This is a genomic window from Kocuria sp. KSNUG (assembly GCF_049532735.1).
Classification (GTDB): Bacteria; Actinomycetota; Actinomycetes; order Actinomycetales; family Micrococcaceae; genus Kocuria; species Kocuria rhizophila.
The window spans coordinates 1,246,959-1,264,100 of the sequence record NZ_CP150981.1 but is presented as its reverse complement, the minus strand read 5'-3'; the positions used below and the strand labels follow the sequence as shown (position 1 = coordinate 1,264,100).

16 protein-coding genes and 1 tRNA gene are annotated in these 17,142 nt (G+C 71.1%); 6 read left to right on the top strand and 11 right to left on the bottom strand.

Features of this window, described 5'->3' with window-relative positions:
- Window positions 1-59 precede the first annotated feature (59 nt).
- Window positions 60-830, top strand: a complete 771-nt coding sequence (locus tag AABM36_RS05435; RefSeq protein WP_423447765.1) for a hypothetical protein — start codon at window positions 60-62, stop codon at window positions 828-830.
- A 26-nt stretch (window positions 831-856) separates the two neighbouring features.
- Here AABM36_RS05435 and AABM36_RS05430 read toward each other — a convergent pair whose 3' ends face one another.
- The gene (locus AABM36_RS05430; protein ID WP_423447763.1) at window positions 857-2,302 is read right to left on the bottom strand and encodes a PhoH family protein; all 1,446 of its coding nucleotides are present in this window, start codon (window positions 2,300-2,302) and stop codon (window positions 857-859) included.
- Window positions 2,303-2,524: 222 nt separating this feature from the next.
- Complete coding sequence (locus AABM36_RS05425) at window positions 2,525-3,286, bottom strand: isoprenyl transferase (protein ID WP_423447761.1); 762 nt, start codon at window positions 3,284-3,286, stop codon at window positions 2,525-2,527.
- A gap of 136 nt (window positions 3,287-3,422) precedes the next feature.
- Between AABM36_RS05425 and trhA the strand changes: the two genes are divergently transcribed.
- Window positions 3,423-4,130, top strand: a complete 708-nt coding sequence (gene trhA, locus AABM36_RS05420; protein ID WP_423447759.1) for a PAQR family membrane homeostasis protein TrhA — start codon at window positions 3,423-3,425, stop codon at window positions 4,128-4,130.
- Window positions 4,131-4,142: 12 nt separating this feature from the next.
- Here the strand turns inward: trhA and AABM36_RS05415 are convergent, their stop codons facing one another.
- The 3 genes from AABM36_RS05415 to mca all read right to left on the bottom strand — a co-directional run bounded on the left by AABM36_RS05415 (window position 4,143) and on the right by mca (window position 7,977).
- Window positions 4,143-6,371 (bottom strand): thioredoxin domain-containing protein, encoded by a 2,229-nt coding sequence (locus AABM36_RS05415; protein WP_423447757.1) that lies wholly within the window; start codon window positions 6,369-6,371, stop codon window positions 4,143-4,145.
- A gap of 278 nt (window positions 6,372-6,649) precedes the next feature.
- Window positions 6,650-7,054 carry a hypothetical protein gene (locus AABM36_RS05410; RefSeq protein WP_423447755.1) on the bottom strand — a complete coding sequence of 135 codons (405 nt, stop codon included), beginning with the start codon at window positions 7,052-7,054 and terminating at the stop codon, window positions 6,650-6,652.
- A gap of 8 nt (window positions 7,055-7,062) precedes the next feature.
- Window positions 7,063-7,977 (bottom strand): mycothiol conjugate amidase Mca, encoded by a 915-nt coding sequence (mca, locus tag AABM36_RS05405; RefSeq protein WP_423447753.1) that lies wholly within the window; start codon window positions 7,975-7,977, stop codon window positions 7,063-7,065.
- Window positions 7,978-8,112: 135 nt separating this feature from the next.
- Here mca and AABM36_RS05400 point away from each other — a divergent pair, with 135 nt between their 5' ends.
- From AABM36_RS05400 to AABM36_RS05390, 3 genes are all read left to right on the top strand, one after another.
- On the top strand, window positions 8,113-8,601 hold the full coding sequence (locus AABM36_RS05400; RefSeq protein ID WP_423447751.1) for a DUF4307 domain-containing protein: 489 nt from the start codon (window positions 8,113-8,115) through the stop codon (window positions 8,599-8,601).
- 165 nt (window positions 8,602-8,766) lie between these two features.
- Window positions 8,767-9,264, top strand: a complete 498-nt coding sequence (gene greA / locus AABM36_RS05395; RefSeq protein ID WP_423447749.1) for a transcription elongation factor GreA — start codon at window positions 8,767-8,769, stop codon at window positions 9,262-9,264.
- A 214-nt stretch (window positions 9,265-9,478) separates the two neighbouring features.
- Window positions 9,479-9,646 carry a hypothetical protein gene (locus AABM36_RS05390; protein WP_423447748.1) on the top strand — a complete coding sequence of 56 codons (168 nt, stop codon included), beginning with the start codon at window positions 9,479-9,481 and terminating at the stop codon, window positions 9,644-9,646.
- Window positions 9,647-9,665: 19 nt separating this feature from the next.
- Here AABM36_RS05390 and ilvA read toward each other — a convergent pair whose 3' ends face one another.
- Together ilvA and AABM36_RS05380 are read right to left on the bottom strand one after the other, a co-directional pair.
- Complete coding sequence (gene ilvA, locus AABM36_RS05385; protein ID WP_423447746.1) at window positions 9,666-10,913, bottom strand: threonine ammonia-lyase; 1,248 nt, start codon at window positions 10,911-10,913, stop codon at window positions 9,666-9,668.
- A 143-nt stretch (window positions 10,914-11,056) separates the two neighbouring features.
- The gene (locus tag AABM36_RS05380) at window positions 11,057-12,352 is read right to left on the bottom strand and encodes an AI-2E family transporter (protein ID WP_423447744.1); all 1,296 of its coding nucleotides are present in this window, start codon (window positions 12,350-12,352) and stop codon (window positions 11,057-11,059) included.
- Between the two features lie 149 nt (window positions 12,353-12,501).
- Here AABM36_RS05380 and AABM36_RS05375 point away from each other — a divergent pair, with 149 nt between their 5' ends.
- A complete protein-coding gene (locus AABM36_RS05375; protein ID WP_423447742.1) occupies window positions 12,502-13,104 on the top strand; it encodes a nitroreductase family protein in 603 nt (200 codons plus the stop codon).
- A 117-nt stretch (window positions 13,105-13,221) separates the two neighbouring features.
- On the opposite strand, the gene AABM36_RS05370 is transcribed toward AABM36_RS05375, so the two are convergent.
- The 4 genes from AABM36_RS05370 to AABM36_RS05355 all read right to left on the bottom strand — a co-directional run bounded on the left by AABM36_RS05370 (window position 13,222) and on the right by AABM36_RS05355 (window position 17,128).
- Window positions 13,222-14,019 (bottom strand): Bax inhibitor-1/YccA family protein, encoded by a 798-nt coding sequence (locus AABM36_RS05370; RefSeq protein ID WP_423447740.1) that lies wholly within the window; start codon window positions 14,017-14,019, stop codon window positions 13,222-13,224.
- Between the two features lie 148 nt (window positions 14,020-14,167).
- Window positions 14,168-14,241: transfer RNA gene (locus AABM36_RS05365), tRNA-Leu, on the bottom strand.
- Between the two features lie 70 nt (window positions 14,242-14,311).
- Window positions 14,312-15,697 carry an NAD(P)/FAD-dependent oxidoreductase gene (locus AABM36_RS05360; RefSeq protein WP_423447738.1) on the bottom strand — a complete coding sequence of 462 codons (1,386 nt, stop codon included), beginning with the start codon at window positions 15,695-15,697 and terminating at the stop codon, window positions 14,312-14,314.
- Between the two features lie 72 nt (window positions 15,698-15,769).
- Complete coding sequence (locus AABM36_RS05355) at window positions 15,770-17,128, bottom strand: S8 family serine peptidase (protein ID WP_423447736.1); 1,359 nt, start codon at window positions 17,126-17,128, stop codon at window positions 15,770-15,772.
- Window positions 17,129-17,142 lie beyond the last annotated feature (14 nt).

Below are 17,142 nucleotides of genomic sequence, written 5' to 3'. Positions count from 1 at the left end.
CCAGCCGCCTGACGGGGATGTTGCAGGGGCTGTGCAGGGCGGCTTCGTAGACTGGCCCCATGACCGCTCCCTGGCAGACCCGGCCCGCCCGCCCGGACGTGTCCGAGGAGTCCTTCGCGGCCCTCTGCCGCTCCTCGCCGTGGCGCTGGGACACCCTGCGGTTCTCACTGCACTGGGTGGGCGGCGGTGACACCGCGCCCGCTGAACCCGTGCGGGCGTGGCTGCGGCGCCCCTCGGACCTGCGCGTCGAGACGCTGAACGGCGAGCCCCTCTACACCTCCACGTCCCTGGAGCGCTCCCGTGACGACTTCTACGTCACGGACACTCCCCGCTCGTGGCTGCTCCCGCCCGCCCTGGTGGCGCCGGTCTACGACGACCACGGTCTGGTCACCCGCCGCCCCGAGGCCGCCTACGGGGATCCCGTGTTCGGCGGCGGCCGCTGGCAGGCGATCCTGGATCCCGTGGAGTGCGTGGGGCCGGCGCCCGTGCCGCCCTACCTCCCGGAGCAGCGCCCCGCGGCGCTGCGCTCGGTGGTTGCGGGGGCCTTCGCCAAGCGCCGCGTGTGGTGCGCCACCGTGGAACCCACCCTGCGCTACCGCCCCGTGACGGACGCCCATCCCCTGGCTCCCGGCCCCACCCGCATCGCGGTGGACACCGCCACGGGCGTGTGCGTCTATTCGCACGTGCTCCGGGGCCCGTACGCGGGGCAGGGCCACCGGCTCGTGATCGAGGCTGTGGACGAGTACATGCTGGACGACCTCTTCACCCGCCAGGACTTCGACCTCACGGACGTCTCCCGCCACGTGCCCTGGCCCGTGGCCGCCTCGTAGCCGCGGCCGTCCGTGCACGGGGCGCTTCACACGTCGTGGCGCTCCAGGACGTCCGTGACGAGCGCGGCAATGGGAGAGCGCTCCGAGCGGGTGAGGGTCACGTGCCCGAACAGCTGCTGGCCCTTGAGGGCCTCGACCACGGCCATGATGCCGTCGTGGCGGCCCACCCGCAGGTTGTCCCGCTGGGCGACGTCGTGGGTGAGCACCACCTTGGAGTTCTGCCCGATCCGGGACAGCGCCGTGAGCAGCACGTTGCGCTCGAGGGACTGGGCCTCGTCCACGATCACCCACGCGTCGTGCAGCGAGCGCCCACGGATGTGGGTCAGGGGCAGCACCTCGAGCATGCCGCGCGCCACGACGTCGTCCACCACGGCCGGGGAGACCACGGCGGAGAGGGTGTCGAAGACCGCCTGGCCCCACGGGTTCATCTTCTCCTCCTCGGTGCCCGGCAGGTAGCCGAGGTCCTGGCCACCCACCGCGTAGAGGGGGCGGAAGACCATGATGCGGCGGTGCTCGCGGCGCTCCAGCACGGTCTCCAGCCCCGCGCACAGCGCGAGGGCGGACTTGCCCGTGCCCGCACGCCCTCCCAGGGACACGATCCCCACCGAGGGGTCCAGCAGCAGGTCGATCGCCAGGCGCTGCTCCGCGGAACGGCCCTGGACGCCGAAGACGTCCTTGTCCGCGGCCACCACCCGCGCCTGCCCGTCGCGCTGCACACGGGCCAGCGCACTGCCCGCGGAGGAGCGCACCACCAGGCCGGTGTTCACGGGCAGTTCACCGGCCCCCGGCACCTCCGCGCGCCCGTCCAGGTAGAGCCCGGAGACGACGTCGTCGGGGACGTCCAGCTGGGCCACTCCCGTGTACTCGTCGTCCCCGCCCAGCCACTCGGCGCGGTACTCGTCCGCGGCGAGACCCAGTGCGGAGGCCTTGACGCGCATCGGCAGGTCCTTGGAGACCACGCACACGTCGTGGCCCTCCTGCGCGAGGTTCGCAGCCACGGAAAGGATGCGGGAGTCGTTGTCCTTGAGCCGGAAGCTCTGGGGCAGGACCGTGTCCGCCACGTGGTTGAGCTCCACGGCCAGGCACCCACCACCCGGGAGCCCCACCGGGCGGTCCAGGCCGCCGTGGGTCACGCGGAGGTCGTCGAGCAGCCGCAGCGCCTTGCGCGCGAAGTACCCCAGATCGGGATCGTGGCGCTTGGCCTCGAGCTCGGTGATCACCACCATGGGCACCACCACGCGGTGCTCCGCGAAGCGCAGCAGGGCCCGCGGGTCCGAGAGCAGCACGGAGGTGTCGATCACGTAGCTGCGCACGGCTCGTTGGGTGTCCGCCGGCTGTCCCGTCCCGGCTCGGAGGCTCGTGTCCTCCGGGGAACCGGAAACCCCGGTGCGGGGCGGCGCTGCCCCCACGGGGGCATCCTGCCCGGGGAGTCCTGCGGATCGAACGGGTGCCACGGAGGTGTCGCTGCTCATGGGGACCTTTCCACGCGGGTTCGGGCCGGCACGTGCCGGGTGGTTCCACGCTAGGAGCCGCGAGGGAGAGCGCCCCGGCCCCGCGGTGAACGCGGCGTGAACATCCGCCGTGGAAACAGCACCGCCCGGCATCCCCGTGGGAACCAGGGTGAACGCCCGTGTCCGGTGACCGCACCCACGGGTCGGTGATCGCACCCGCGGGTCGGAACGGCGCGCCAGCCGTCAGCCCCCGAAGCGGCGCTGGCGGCGGGCGTAGTCCCGCAGCGCCCGCAGGAAGTCCACGCGGCGGAAGTCCGGCCACAGGGCCTCGCAGAAGTAGAACTCGCTGTAGGCGGACTGCCACATCAGGAAGCCCGAGAGCCGCTGCTCCCCGGAGGTGCGGATCAGGAGGTCGGGGTCCGGCTGCCCCCGCGTGTAGAGGTGGTCGGAGATGTGCTCCACGCTCAGCGACTCGGCCATCCCCGTGAGGGACTCCCCCCGGGCGTCGGCGTCCGCGAGGACCTCGCGCACCGCGTCCACGATCTCCTGGCGTCCGCCGTAGCCCACCGCGATGTTGAGGTGCGGCCCGGGGTTGCCGGCGGTCCTGCGGGCGCTGCACCCGAGCTGCTCCTGCAGCGCGGGAGGCAGCGTGGACAGCGCGCCCACCGGCTGGATGCGGCAGATGCCCTCGTCCTGCAGCTCGCACATGAGCTTGGTGATGATGTCCAGCAACGCCTCGAGCTCCTCGGGCGGGCGGTTGAGATTCTCCGTGGAGAGGATGTAGAGGGTGACCACCTGGACGTCGAGCTCGTGGCACCAGCGCAGGAACTCCACGATCTTGCGCGCCCCGGCGCGGTGGCCCTCCTCCGTGGTGGCCCCGAACTGCTTGGCCCAGCGGCGGTTGCCGTCCACCAGCACGCCCACGTGGTGGGGCAGCTCCTCGGGTGCGAGGGTGCGGGCCAGGCGGTGCTCGTAGAAGGAGTACAGCACTCGGGGGAGCTTCACGGCGTTCCTACCCCCTGCTTCGTCTCGGCCTGCGTGGTTCCACACGTTCTAAACTACCCGTAGGTCAAGCGCAGTCCAGCAGCGCCCCACCGCCCCGGCGTCGTCCGGGCCGTCCTGGAAGGCAGTGGTACCCAGCATGCGAGAAGATCGTGCGGCCGAGGCCCCAGCACCCCCCACCGTGGTCCGCCACACCCGCCACGGGGAGCTCACGGTGGAGAAGAAGCCCGCCTGGCGCGGGTGGATCCACGCGGGCTTCAGCCCGTTCGCGATCGCCATGGGAGTGGTGGCCATCGTGGTGGCACCCACGCTGCAGCTGCGTCTGGCGTGCCTGGTCTACACGATCACCGCGGTGATGCTGTTCGGGACGTCCGCCATCTACCACCGCTTCTACTGGGGCGCCCGGATGAACGCGGTGCTGCGCCGACTGGACCACTCCAACATCGCCCTGATCATCGCCGGCACCTACACCCCGCTGGCCGTGAGCTTCCTGCCCAGCGGCCCGGCCACCGTGCTGCTCGCCGTGATCTGGTCCCTCGGCGCGCTGCTCGTGCTCTTCCGGGTGTTCTGGCTGGGCGCTCCCCGGTGGCTGTACACCCCGCTCTACGTGGTCATGGGGTGCATCGCCCTGCTCTACCTGCCCGCGTTCTTCGCGGTGAACGTCCCGGCCACGGTCCTGCTGATCTGCGGCGGGGCCGCCTACATCGCCGGTGCCGTCTGCTACGCCACCAAGTGGCCGCGGCTGCGCCCGGCCACGTTCAGCTTCCACGAGGTCTTCCACGCGTGCACCATCGTGGGCTTCGTGTGCCACTACATCTCGATCATGCTCGCGATGTTCGCGTCCTGAGCCGAGCGCCGCTCAGGGCCGCCGCAGCAGCTCCGCCACCGAGTGCACGGGCAGCTCGCAGCGCCCGTCCCGGCACCGCCACACGGTGAACCCCGTGCCGTCAGCCGACGGCGTGCCGTACGGCGCCACGCGGGACTCCAGGACCAGGGTGTCCAGCACACGGGCGGCGCCCAGGGACTCCAGCAGCTGGCGCCACTGCTCCGGGGACGCGCCCGCCACCTGCAGCAGCTGCGGCGGCTGCTCCCCCGCCAGCACCGCGGAGACCATGCCCCCGGCGGCCGTGGGTGCCTTGGGCACCACACCCGCGGCCGCAGCCGTCACCGTGGCCACCACGTCTACGGTCTCCCGCTCGCCCACCTCGGGTCGGGACAGCTCGGAGAGCCACCGGCCGAGCACGGCGGCACTGGACGCGGCGACGTCGTCGAAGGGCTCGGCGCGCCCCGTGGCACCGGCCGCCGCGAGCGTGACGTCCAGCTCCGCGGACTCAAGCACGCGACCGTCCCGCACGAAGCGTCGGACCGTGGCGTCCGCGAGCTCGCAGCTGCGCTCGTACCACGCGGTCTCCCCCGTCGCGCGGTACAGGGCGAGCAGCCCGGCTCCGAAGCACGCGTAGTCCTCGAGGGCACCCTCGTGGGCGTCCACCGCGCCGCCGCGCGAGGTCCGCGCGAGCGTCTCCCGGGCGGGATCCCAGTGGTGGCGCCACAGGAACTGCGCGGCCGCGCCCGCCGTCTCCAACCACTGCGGCCGGTCGAGCAGCACCGCCGCCTCGGCGAGACCCGTGATCACCATGCCGTTCCAGGCGGTGACCACCTTGTCGTCCCGGTGGGGCGCCTCGCGCCCCGCGCGCCGTTCCCACAGCTCGTGCCGCACGCTCTCGTCGAGGATCCCCGTGACGGCCCCGGCCTCGCCCCAGTCCGCGGTGACGGGCTCAGGGTGCCCCCGGTCCGACCCGCTCCGGGAGCCCCGGTCGCGGGAGAACGTGTAGTAGGCCCCTTCCCGCTCCGCGTGCGGCTCGTCCGCGGCGGGGGTGCTGTCCGCGTCCAGCGAGGCCGAGAAGGCGCCCTCCGCCGTGATCATCTCGCGGTGCAGCCACTCGACGAGAGCCTCGGCGGCCCGGCGGTACCTGGCCGCGCGCGCCGGATCCGTGCCGTCGCGCTCCAGCAGCTCCACGGCGTGGGCGAGCACGCGCAGCAGCTGGGCGTTGTCGTAGAGCATCTTCTCGAAGTGCGGCAGGGACCAGTCCGGGGTCACGGAGTATCGGAAGAACCCGCCGCCCACGTGGTCCTGCAGGGCACCGCGCACGATGGCGTCCAGGGTGGCGTGAAGCAGCTCGCGCGCGGTCCGTCGCCGCTGCTCGGCGGCCGCGTGCGCGGAGCCGGTCGACCCGTTCTCGTGGCTGCCGCGGCCGGGGCCGCCGCGACCGGGGGCCGAGCCCTCGACGGCCGGTGCGTCGGCCGCGTCGTCGGCACGTGCTGCTGCACCGGGCCGCCCGACCGCGGGGGCCGCGCCGGGCCCCGTCGTCACCGGTGAGGGGCCCCGAGCCACCCGCGTCAAAGCGTCGAGAACCGGGGACGGCGGGAACTTGGCGCCCGTGCCGAACCCCTCGTGAGCGGCGTCGCGCGCCACCTCCAGGCCGTCGAGCCACGCGCCCACGAGCCGCCCCGCGGCGTCGTCCGCCTCCTCATCGGAGGACACGACGACGGCGGGCCCCGCCTCCGCGAGCATCCGCTCCACGAGCTCGGGGTGCCGGGACAGCGCCTCGGTGACCTGATCCGCGCCCCGCAGCACCTCGTCGCGGCGCTCGGTCCACGCCTCGGTGACGGCGGCGAGCACCTGCGAGAAGGACGGCGTCCCCTGCACAGGGCGCGGCGGGAAGTAGGTCCCGGCGTGGAACGCGCGGCCCTCCGGGGTGAGGAACACCGTCATGGGCCACCCACCCTGCCCCGTGAGCAGCTGGGTGGCCGCCATGTAGGTCGAGTCCACATCCGGACGCTGCTCGCGGTCCACCTTGACGGCCACGAAGTGCTCGTTGACCACGCGGCCGATCTCCGGGTCCTCGAAGGACTCGTGGGCCATCACGTGGCACCAGTGGCACGCCGCGTAGCCCACGGACAGCAGCACAGGAACGTCGCGCTGCCGGGCCTCGGCGAAGGCCTCCGGTGAGAACTGCCACCAGTCCACGGGGTTCTCCGCGTGCTGCAGCAGGTACGGGCTGGTGGAGTGCGCCAGACGGTTCGACATGGCACCACCGTCTCACAGCGTCCCTCGGCCCCGCCCACTCGGTGGGGTGGGCGGAGCACGGCACGTGCCCGGGCCGGGCCGGGCCGCCTGAGCGCGGACCTGAGGAAGGGCCGCCCTGCGGAACCAGCTCGTCAGCACGGCGCTCCTCACCGTGCCGGGCAGCCGCACCCGCGATCACGGCACGGTCATCCGCTCCAATGCGCCCGGGTCAGCAGGCATGCGCCGCACCCTCGCTCGCGGCACGGGCGGCACGGGCGGCGGCCGGAACCGCCCGGACCTCAGGCGCGGGGCCGCTGCGGTCCGTCGCCGTCGGGGGAGTGGGTGGGGTCGTGCGGACGCCCACTCGCCGGACGCGAACCGGTGGACCCATCGCCGGAGGACACGGTCTGCTCCGGGGAACCCGCGTGGGCAGCCCCGTGGTCCGTGCCCGGCTCGTGCGCCGCACCGTCGGCCAGGCCCTCCTGTGCGGCGCGCTGCTCGGCGTACTGCGCGCGGTAGCGCAGCCGGCGGTTGCGGCGGTTGAAGTCGATCACGAGCAGGACCACCGCGGCGGTCAGAACGAACGTCATGAGGAAGCCCACGAGCCCGGGCGAGACCTGGCTGGGATCCAGGCCCGGCTTCAGGGTGGTGTCGGGGCTCGGAGCGGGGGTCGCGGCGGTCAGAACGGTCAGCAGCGTGGGCACGGGGGCACTCACTTCCGTGGGGTCGTGGTCGGGTCGATCCCGGCGAAGAGATCCGTCTCCGGCAGGCTGGTCTCCACCCGGGACTCCGCGAGGGTGTAGTCCTCCCAGGGCCACACCTCCGCCTGGGTCTCGGTGGAGACCGCGAAGAACATGCCGCGGGGATCCACCTGGGTGCGGTGGCTGCGCAGCGCGCGGTCCCGGGCGGGGAACTGCTCCGGGCAGCGCACCTGGGTGGTGGTCTCGTGCCGGGGCACGGGCGGGCGGTGGCCCTCGGGGTCCGACTCCTGCATCGCGGCGATGCGCTGCGCGTACGGGGAGGTCAGGCCCCGGGCCTCCAGAGCCTCGTGCAGCGCCAGGAAGCGCTCCGGGTTGAACGCGCGGTCGTAGTACAGCTTGGACGGCGCCCAGGGCTCCCCCGTTCCCGGGTAGGCCTCGGGGTCTCCCGCGCGCAGGTACGCCTCCATGGAGACCTTGTGCGTCTGGATGTGGTCCGGGTGGGGGTACCCGCCGTTCTCGTCGTAGCTCAGGATCACGTGCGGACGGAACTCGCGGATCAGCTGCACCAGTGGAGCGGCCGCGCGCTGCAGGGGCTGCAGGGCGAAGCAGCCCCACGGCAGAGAAGGCAGCGGATCACCCTCCGGCAGACCCGAGTCCATGAAGCCGATCCAGCGGTGCTCCACCCCCAGGGCGGCCACCGCGGACGCCATCTCCTGGCGGCGCAGACCCGGCAGGTCCCGCTCGGCCCGGACGTCGCCCTCCATCTCGGCGTTGAGGATCGAGCCGCGCTCACCCCCGGTGCACGTGGCCACCATGACGCGGGCGCCGAGCCCGGCGTAGTGGGCCATGGTCGCCGCGCCCTTGCTGGACTCGTCGTCCGGATGGGCGTGGATGGCCAACAAACGAAGCTGCGAATAGTCCGTCACCGAACGGATGCCTCCAAGACGTCGAAGCGAAAATGACAACCCCCGGTATCCTACGCCGATCACTGCGCCCCAGCCCTCCGGACCGCGGCCCGTCCGCCCAGTGCGCACCCATTCCCGCTGGGTACAGTGGAGGTCATGAGTTCCGCCACCTCCCCACCCTCCGACGCCCGGCGCGCGCCGGAGGAACCCGCCCCGGAGCGGGTGCTCTCCCAGCGCTACGGATCAGGCCACCGCACCGTGGCGGGCACACCCCGACGCGGCCCCGGTGCGAGGGGGTGGATCCTCATCGCGGTGGCGGCCACCCTGGTGGCGGCCCTGTTCATCACGTGGATCGTGCGGGGCGAGTCCCAGCAGCCCGTCTCGAAGGACGTCAGCTTCAAGATCATGGACGCCGGGCAGGTCTACGCGGACTTCGACCTCACCAAGGATCCGGACCAGACCGTCACGTGCGCCGTGCAGGCGCTGAACGAGCAGTACGCCGTGGTGGGGTGGAACGAGGTCACGATCGGCCACGTCCCCGAGGACGAGCTCAACGGGCGCACCAGCACCCACCGGGTGCCCGTGCGCACCACCAACCTGGCCAACACCGCCGGTGTGGACTCCTGCTGGATCACCTCTGACTGAGACACCGGGTGCCCTGCATCACTTTGGGGTGCGGGCGCACCGTCCTCTACACTTGCCCGAAGACCACATCCCCGACCCGGAAGCGCTGGGCCACGCGGCTCGCCCCGGGGCGGGGTTTTTCACACGTGTCCGTCAGGGCGACGGACACCGGAGAACGGAGGCACAGTGCCTGCACAAGAGGGAGCCTGGCTCACCCAGGAAGCGTACGACCGGCTCAAGAAGGAGCTCGACTACATCGCCGGGCCCTACCGCCAGGAGATCGTGGACAGGATCGAACAGGCGCGCTCCGAGGGAGACCTCAAGGAGAACGGCGGCTACCACGCCGCGCGTGAGGAGCAGGGCAAGAACGAGGGCCGCATCGTGCAGCTGACCCAGCTGCTCGAGAACGCCCAGGTGGGCGAGGCCCCCGCCGACGACGGCATCATCGAGGCCGGGATGGTCGTGACCGCCGAGATCGCCGGGGACGAGATGACCTTCCTCATGGGATCCCGGGAGGTCGCCGAGGACCTCACCGGCGGCGAGGACCTGGAGGTCTTCTCCGATCGCTCCCCCATGGGCGCTGCGATCAACGGCCACAAGGTGGGCGAGACCGTGAGCTACCAGGCCCCCAACGGCAAGGACATCACGGTGAAGATCCTCAAGGCCAAGCCCTTCAGCCGCTGAGCCACCCGGACCCGTCCGCGGGCCACCGGAGGCCACCTCGCCACGGCGGGGTGGCCTTCCTCGTACCCGGGCGGTGCTGCGGCCCGCTCCGCCCCGGTTCCCACCGTTCCCGCAGGCGTGCCCCGTAGGATCGTCCCATCACCTGTCACGCCCCGAGAGGAGTCCGATCGTGGTCACCCGCTGGAATCGAAGCCCGGCCCCCTGGACCACGCCGATGATCGTCCTCACGGCGCTGCTGGCGGTGGCGGCGATCGTGGTCCACATCCTGGGCCAGGGCAACCCCTCGCTCAACGCCACGGGCGGTCTGCGCAACATCCTCTTCGTGGCCACGTTCGCATCCGCCCTGCTCACGTTCTTCACCGCGCGGAGGCGGCGCCGCTAGCGCTCACCCACCGGGCACGTCAGTGCACGATGACCGGGTGGTACCCGTGCGACTCGAGCGCCGCGATCACCTGGTCGCAGTGCGCGTGCCCCTTGGTCTCCATGTCGATGGTGATGGACACGTCCCCCATGGACAGGGATCCCCCGATCCGCGTGTGGTTCACGCCGGTCACGTTGGCGTCCATGTCCGCGATGATCCCGGAGATCTGGGCGAGCTCACCGGGGCGGTCCGTGAGCATCATCTTGATGGTCATGTAGCGCCCGGCCGCGGAGAGTCCGCGCTGGATCACCTTGAGCATGAGCATCGGGTCGATGTTGCCGCCGGAGAGCAGCACCACCGTGGTGCCGAGCTCTGGGTGGCTCCGCTTCAGCTCGCCCTCGAGGATGGCCGCCACGCCCACGGCACCGGCCGGCTCCACCACCATCTTGTTGCGCTCCAGCATGAAGATCAGGGCCTGGGAGAGGGAGTCCTCGGACACCGTGACCACGTCGTCCGCGAGTTCCCGGATGATCCGGAACGGCAGCTGCCCGGGACGACCCACCGCGATGCCGTCCGCGATCGTGGACACCTTCGACAGCGTCACGATCGCGTCCCCCGCGAGTGACGGCGGATAGGCCGCGGCATTCTCCGCCTGGACACCGATCACCCGGATGTCCCTCCCCTGCTGCTCGGCCTTGGCCTTGACGGCCACGGACACTCCGGCCAGCAGGCCACCACCGCCCACCCCGGCGATCACGGTGTCCACGGTGGGCAGCTGGTCGAGGATCTCCAGCCCGATGGTGCCCTGCCCCGCGATGATGTCCACGTGGTCGAACGGGTGGACGAACACCGCACCGGTCTCGTCCGCGAACCGCTGCGCCTCCGCGAGGGCCTCGTCCACGGAGGAGCCGTGCAGGACCACCTCCGCGCCGTGGTCCTGCGTGGCCGCGATCTTGGGAAGCGCTGCTCCGCGGGGCATGTAGATCCGGGCGGTGACCCCCAGTTTGGCCGCGGCGAGCGCGACCCCCTGGGCGTGGTTGCCCGCCGAGGCAGCCACCACTCCGCGGCGCTTCTCGTCCTCGCTGAGCTGCGCCATGCGCACGTAGGCTCCGCGTGCCTTGAACGAGCCGGCGCGCTGCAGGTTCTCGCACTTGAGGTACACCTCGGATCCCAGCATCCGGGACAGGGCCCGGGAGTGGGCCAGCGGGGTGCGTTCGATCACCCCGTCCAGCAGGTTCGCGGCGTCGCGGACGTCCGTGGCGGAAACGGGCAGAGCATTGTGGCCCACAGGAACTTCCTTCGTCGTTGCCGGGTCGTGCGGCGTGCGGCTGCCTCCTCGCGGCTGGGCCGCGGCGGGCAGCGTGGTGGGAGAACACAGAACGCGGCGCCCACAGGCGGGGGCGCCGCGTTCCATGCTATGACGCCGGTGCGTCAGTGCAGCGGCTGGTCCTCCCCCGCAGAACGCTGCTCGATGCTCGCATCGTGCTCCGTCTCCTTCTTGTGCTTCTCCTCGCGCTTGCGCTCCTCGTTCTCGCGCTCACGGTGGCGCTTGCCGCGGAAACGCTGCAGCTGGGCCATGACCTGCTCGCTGGAGAGGTTCTTCTTCTTCGCGGCCTTCTTGATCTCACGCGGGTACATGAACGGCTCCCACGCGATCTCGTCGTCGTGCTCCCACGCCCGCCCCGCGAGGTAGCGGATGATCGTGTTGAGCACGGCCATCAGCGGCACGGCGAACAGCGCACCGATGATCCCGAAGAGCACGCTGCCCGCGGAGACGGCCAGGAACACCGCCACGGGGTGCAGGGAGACGGCTTTGCCCATCACCAGGGGCTGCAGGATGTTGGACTCGATCTGCTGCACGGCCAGGACCACGAGCAGCATGGCCAGCGCGATGGCGGGACTGACCGCCACGAGCGCCACCAGGACCGCCACGGCACCGGTCAGCACCGCACCCACGATCGGGATGAAGGACGCCAGGAACACCAGCACGCCGATGGGCAGTGCCAGGGGCACGTTCAGCAGGAACGCCCCGAGCCCGATACCCAGGGCGTCCACGAAGGCCACGAACACCTGGATCCGCACGTACTGGGCCAGCGACGTCCAGCCCTTGCGGCCTGCGCCGTTGACCGCCGGGCGGGCCCGGCCCGGGAACAGCTTGACCAGGAACAGCCAGATGTTCTCGCCGTCCATGAGGAAGAACAGCAGCACGAACAGCGCGATGAAGGTTCCGGTCACGATGTTGCTGGTGGTGGAACCGAACGTCATGGCCCCGGAAAGAATTGCGTCCGAGTTGGCCTGCAGGGTGCTGCCGAGTTCCGAGAACCACTGGTTGATGGTGTCGGTGGAGATGTTCAGGCGGCTGTCCTCGAGCATGCCCAGCAGCTGCTGGAAGCCCGCCACCACACCGTCGGAGAGCTGCGCGAAGCCGACGATGATCTGCTGTCCCGCGAGCGTCAGCAGCCCGAGGACCAGCAGGATGAGGCCCAGCTCCACCGTGATGGCCGCCAGCGCCGCCGCGAAGCCCTTGGACCGCAGCCACCGCACGGCGGGTGACAGCAGGCCGGCCGCCAGCGCCGCCAGGAGAACGGGGATCAGGACTGTGGTGACGTGGCTCAGGAGCCAGCCCACCACGCCCACCCCGGCGATGATCAGCAGGACGCGCCAGGACCACGCGGCGGCAATCCGCACGGGCGTGGTGACCATGGTCTCGGCCTCGGCAATGGGCACAGGAGTCGACTGGGGGACGTCTGAGGCGCGGCCCGGGGGTGAACCCGCGTGCGACGTCGGAACACTGGATGACATGCGCACTATCATCGCATCATTGCGAGCCCTGCAGATACACGCGAACGAGATCCGAGGATGACAAGATGGCTGTCATGTCCACCACACTGCTGCGTGTCCTGGCCCAGCGCCGCCCCGCGAGTCTGCTCACCCAGGAAGGTCCGCGACCCGAGGACCTCGAGGCCGTTCTCAGAGCCGCAGCAGGCGCCAAGTTCGACGACCGCCCCACGGGGTGGCGCGTGGCCGTGACCAACCGCAGGTCCGCCTCCCTGCTGGCCGCTGCGATGGCCGGGCTCACGTCGGTGCCCAGCCTCACCGGTCCGGTGCCCCGGTTGAAGGGCAAAAAGATCAGGGTGCTCGCCGCCTACCGCGGCAGCCTGCAGTGGGCCTCCCGGGGCGGGGTGGCCCTGGCGCTGGTCTTCCAGCACCATCCGGAGCTCCCGGAGTCCAAGAAGGACCAGCGGGGACAGGTCCACGCGGCCCGCGGTGTGCTGGAAGCCGCGTTCTACGCCCAGGGCTGGGCCACCATGTGGTCCCAGCGTGAACCCTTCGACCGCGAGCTGATCCGGGAGTTCTACTCCCTGGGCGAGAACGAGGAGGTGCTCGGCTGGCTGTTCGTGGGCCGTGCGGCCTCCGACAGTGTGCCGGCCAGGGCCATCAACCTACCGCCGCGCGAGCTGGGGATCACCTGGATCTGAGCCGGCTCGGACTGAACCGATGACAAAAACCACGGCGGCCCGGTGCTGGGATGCACCGGGCCGCCGTGGTCTGTGAGGGTTCGGATCCGCTGATGCGGCTCCTGGCCTCGCGGCAGGTCAGTCGCTCATGGAGCGGATGATCGAGAGGACGCGCAGAATCTCCACGTAGGCCCAGATCAGAGTCACGGTCAGCCCGAACGCCGCGGTCCACGCCGCCTTCTTGGGGATCCCGCGGGAGACGCCGTCGCTGATGTTCTCGAAGTCCAGCACGAAGCTGTAGGCCGCCAGCAGGATGGCCACGGCCCCCACGACCAGCCCCAGGGGGATGCCCATGATGGAGACCTCGGAGCGCATGTCGAAGCCGCCGATGAGGCTCGTGCCCAGGTTGACCAGCGCGAAGATGGCGTAGGCCATGAGGGCAACCATGAAGAACTTGGTGACGCGGGGGGACGAACGCAGCACGCCCACCTTGTACAGCACCAGGACGGACACGAACACGGCCAGGGTGCCGATCACGGCCTGCACCACAATGCCCGGGTACGCGGCCTCCATCATCATGGAGAACCCGCCCAGGAACATGCCCTCGGCCAGGGCGTAGAGGATGATGAGCACGGGGCTGGGCTCGCGCTTGAACGAGTTGACCAGACCGAGCACCAGTCCGACCAGGGAGCCGGGGAAGGCCAGAACGGGCATGAACCAGCCCGCCGCCGCACCGGCGATCACGCACGCCAGCACCAGAGAGGTGCGCATCACGACGTCGTCGTAGCTCATGCGTCCCGTCTGCGCGGGACCCGCAGCGGGCGCGTTGTACATGCGCTCGAGCTGTTCGGGTGAGTAGCGGGAATCCTGGTAGGACCCCGGGGTGGTCGCGTTCTTCTTGTCGAAGTCGCGAAGGAGGGGGTTTCCGCCGGCCATGTGACGTCCTTTCGAGGGCGTAGTCGAGCTGTTGCCCCAGGCTATCAGCGGCGACTGCCCGCCACCCTGCGCCCCAGTGGATGGTCACCAGGTTCAGGGCCAGCTGCCAGGTCCGGCGCCACGCGGGCGGTTCGGACCGGCGATCAGGTGCCCCCAGTGGGATTCGAACCCACACTGAGCGGATTTTAAGTCCGCTGCCTCTGCCGGTTGGGCTATGGGGGCGGCAACGACGGCGGTGGGGTCGCCACAGGCGCGACCCCACCGCTGCACGTCCGCTTCCGTGCGGGAAACCCTAGAGCTGGGCCTTCTCCGCGGGCAGGTCCTTGCCGGCAGCCTTCAGGAACGCGCGACGCGGCTCCCGCAGGTGGCGCAGCGAGGTGGTGTCGCGGCCGAAGAGCATGTTGATGCCCCACTCCGTGAACACGCGGACCTTGCGCTCCACGGTGGGGATCGCGTAGCCGTGGTAGAGCCGGTGCATGGCCCAGGCGGGCAGCCCGCCGAGGTCCACGCCGCGGATGGTGGCCGCGCCCTTGTAGAGACCCAGCCCGGCCACGGAACCGAGGTTCTCGTGGTAGTAGTCCTCCAGCGGCTCGCCCTGGTGAGCGGCCATGATGTTCTTGGCCATGGTGGCGGCCTGACGCACGGCGTGCTGAGCGTTCGGGACGCAGAACCCGCCGGGGCCGGAGCCCGTGAGGTCCGGGACGGCAGCGATGTCGCCCGCGGCCCAGGCGCCCTCGAGGGGCCCGTCGTCACCGGTGACCCGCAGGTCAGCGCCCACGCGCACGCGGCCGCGCTCGTCCACCGGAAGGTCGCTGTTCTTGGCGAAGCCGGAGGCCTGCACCCCCGCACACCAGATGAGGGTGTCCGTGGCCACCTCGCCGGCCGGGGACCTGTCGCCCATGTTGATGAGCTTGACCACGTCACCGTCCACCTCGGAGATGGAGGTGTTGAGGAGGACCTCGATGCCGCGGGCGCGCATCTCGGCCACGACCTTCTCGGCGCGGTCCTTGGAGACCTCGGGCATGATCCGCCCCATGGCCTCCACGAGCACGAAGCGCAGGTCCGAGACGCGCAGGCGGTCGTTGCGCTCCACGGCGGAGCGGGCCATGTCCTCGAGCTCGGCGATGGACTCCGAGCCGGCGTAGCCGCCACCCACCACGATGAAGGTCAGCGCCTTGCGCTTGTCCTCCTCGCTGTCCGTGAGGGAGGCGACCTCGATGCGCTCGAGCACCCAGTTGCGCACCGACACGGCCTCTTCGATGGTCTTCATGCCGATGGCCTTCTCCGCGAGCCCCGGGATGGGGAACGTGCGGGTGGTGGAGCCACCGGCGATCACGATCTCGTCGTAGGGCAGCTGGAACTCCGGGCCCTCGTCGATCCCGCGCACGGTGACCGTGTGCGAGGCGTGGTCGATGTGCTCCACGCGGCCGCCGACCAGCTCGCAGTCACCGAGGTGCTGGCGGTGGGAGATGACGGCGGAACGGGCGTCGATGTTGCCCGCCGCGACCTCCGGCAGGAACGGGAGGTAGGTCATGTACGGGTTGGGGTCCACCACCGTGACCACGCCGCCCGACTCCTTGATGCGGGTCTGCAGCTTCTGGGCGAGGGTGAAGCCGACGTAGCCGCCACCCACGATGAGAAGGCGCGGTCGGTCCTTAGCAAGTTGATTGAAAGCCATGCCTCGAAGTTTACCCACGGCGCCGGGCTTTCGCTGACGGTGTGACGGTCGGGAACTGTGCTGACCGTGAAATCAGCGTGAGAGCCTGCGGATGTGCAGGACGGCGGCCACGGTCAGAGCGGTCACCACCAGCCCGAAGGACGCGAGCACCACGACCGGCAGTGCCCCGGTCTCGTTGAGCGGTGCCTGTGCGACCGGCGGGGTGGCCTCCTGGGTGACCTGCCGGGTGTCCCCGTCCGCGGTGCCGGAGGTGGCCGTGGGTGTGGCGGCGCCGCTGTGCGGGCGGTTCTGGTCGATCCAGTGCCGCACGCTGCCCATGGGGTTCTCGTCCGGGGTCTCGACGTCGTCCAGCACGGCCGCGCGCACGTCCAGCACCCCGTAGCCGTAGATCGGGTCCTTGCCCTTCTCCCCCGCGTCGTGCGCGGTCCTCACGATGCGCTGGGTGACCTGTTCGGCCGTGAGCTCCGGGTGCTGCTCCATGACCAGGGCCGCCGTGCCCGCCACCAGAGGTGCGGTGGCTGAGGTGCCGGACCACTGGGCGTACCCGTCACCGGGCATCGCACCCACCATGTCCTCACTGGGACCGGCCACGGCGATCGAGATGCCCTGGGAGGAGGAGTCCCAGCTGGCCCTGCCCGAACGGTCCACTCCACCCACGGACACCACACCCGGGATGGTGGCGGGGGCGCCCACCTGGTTCAGCCCGGAGCCCCTGTTGCCCGCCGCGGCGACCACCATCACGTCCTTCTCCTCCGCGTAGGCGAACGCGGAGTCCCAGGACTGCGGCCAGGAGGTGGAGTCGGAGCCCACGGACATGTTGATCACGTCCGCGCCGTGGTCCACGGCCCACCGGACGGCCTCGGGGATCTGCTCGTTGACGTCCTTGACACCGGGCTGCTCGTTGCCGAGCCACAGGGAGACCGGCAGGATCTCCGCGTCCGGAGCCACCCCGAGGACTCCCTCCTGGTGGCCCGGGCCGTTCTCGTTCGGGGCCCCGTGACCGCGTCCGGCCGCGAGGGACGAGACGAGGGTTCCGTGCTCGGGCTCGGCACCGAGGCCCTTCTGCCCGTCGGACTGGCCGGCGCCGGACGTGTCCGTGCCCGGCAGCACGCCGCCGGCGAGGTCCTGGTGGCCACCGTCCACGCCCGTGTCGATCACCGCAATCTTCACGCCCTTGCCCGTGGACTCCTTCCAGGCGTCGCGCACCCCGTAGTCGTCCAGCCAGTACTCGCTCTGCTGGATGTCCGCGCCGTCCACCGGGGGCTTGCCGCCGGCGGGCGGGGGCTGCACCGGGGTCTCCACCGGGACGGACGGTGCGGGCGCGGGGACCGCGGGGTCCTGGGCCAGCGCGGGAGCGAGCGTGGCCCCCGAGAGCAGCAGCGCTGCCGCTGATCCCGCGAGCGCGCGGCGCGTTCTCGATCGACCGGTCATGTCCCTCGTGTCTC

Excerpts from the sequence above, each read along its gene's own strand:
- AABM36_RS05435 (WP_423447765.1), top strand. The coding sequence starts at position 60 with ATGACCGCTCCCTGGCAGACCCGGCCCGCCCGCCCGGACGTGTCCGAG.
- AABM36_RS05430 (WP_423447763.1), bottom strand. The coding sequence starts at position 2,302 with ATGAGCAGCGACACCTCCGTGGCACCCGTTCGATCCGCAGGACTCCCC.
- trhA (WP_423447759.1), top strand. The coding sequence starts at position 3,423 with ATGCGAGAAGATCGTGCGGCCGAGGCCCCAGCACCCCCCACCGTGGTC.
- AABM36_RS05415 (WP_423447757.1), bottom strand. The coding sequence starts at position 6,371 with ATGTCGAACCGTCTGGCGCACTCCACCAGCCCGTACCTGCTGCAGCAC.
- AABM36_RS05400 (WP_423447751.1), top strand. The coding sequence starts at position 8,113 with ATGAGTTCCGCCACCTCCCCACCCTCCGACGCCCGGCGCGCGCCGGAG.
- AABM36_RS05390 (WP_423447748.1), top strand. The coding sequence starts at position 9,479 with ATGATCGTCCTCACGGCGCTGCTGGCGGTGGCGGCGATCGTGGTCCAC.
- AABM36_RS05375 (WP_423447742.1), top strand. The coding sequence starts at position 12,502 with ATGTCCACCACACTGCTGCGTGTCCTGGCCCAGCGCCGCCCCGCGAGT.
- AABM36_RS05370 (WP_423447740.1), bottom strand. The coding sequence starts at position 14,019 with ATGGCCGGCGGAAACCCCCTCCTTCGCGACTTCGACAAGAAGAACGCG.
- AABM36_RS05360 (WP_423447738.1), bottom strand. The coding sequence starts at position 15,697 with ATGGCTTTCAATCAACTTGCTAAGGACCGACCGCGCCTTCTCATCGTG.
- AABM36_RS05355 (WP_423447736.1), bottom strand. The coding sequence starts at position 17,128 with ATGACCGGTCGATCGAGAACGCGCCGCGCGCTCGCGGGATCAGCGGCA.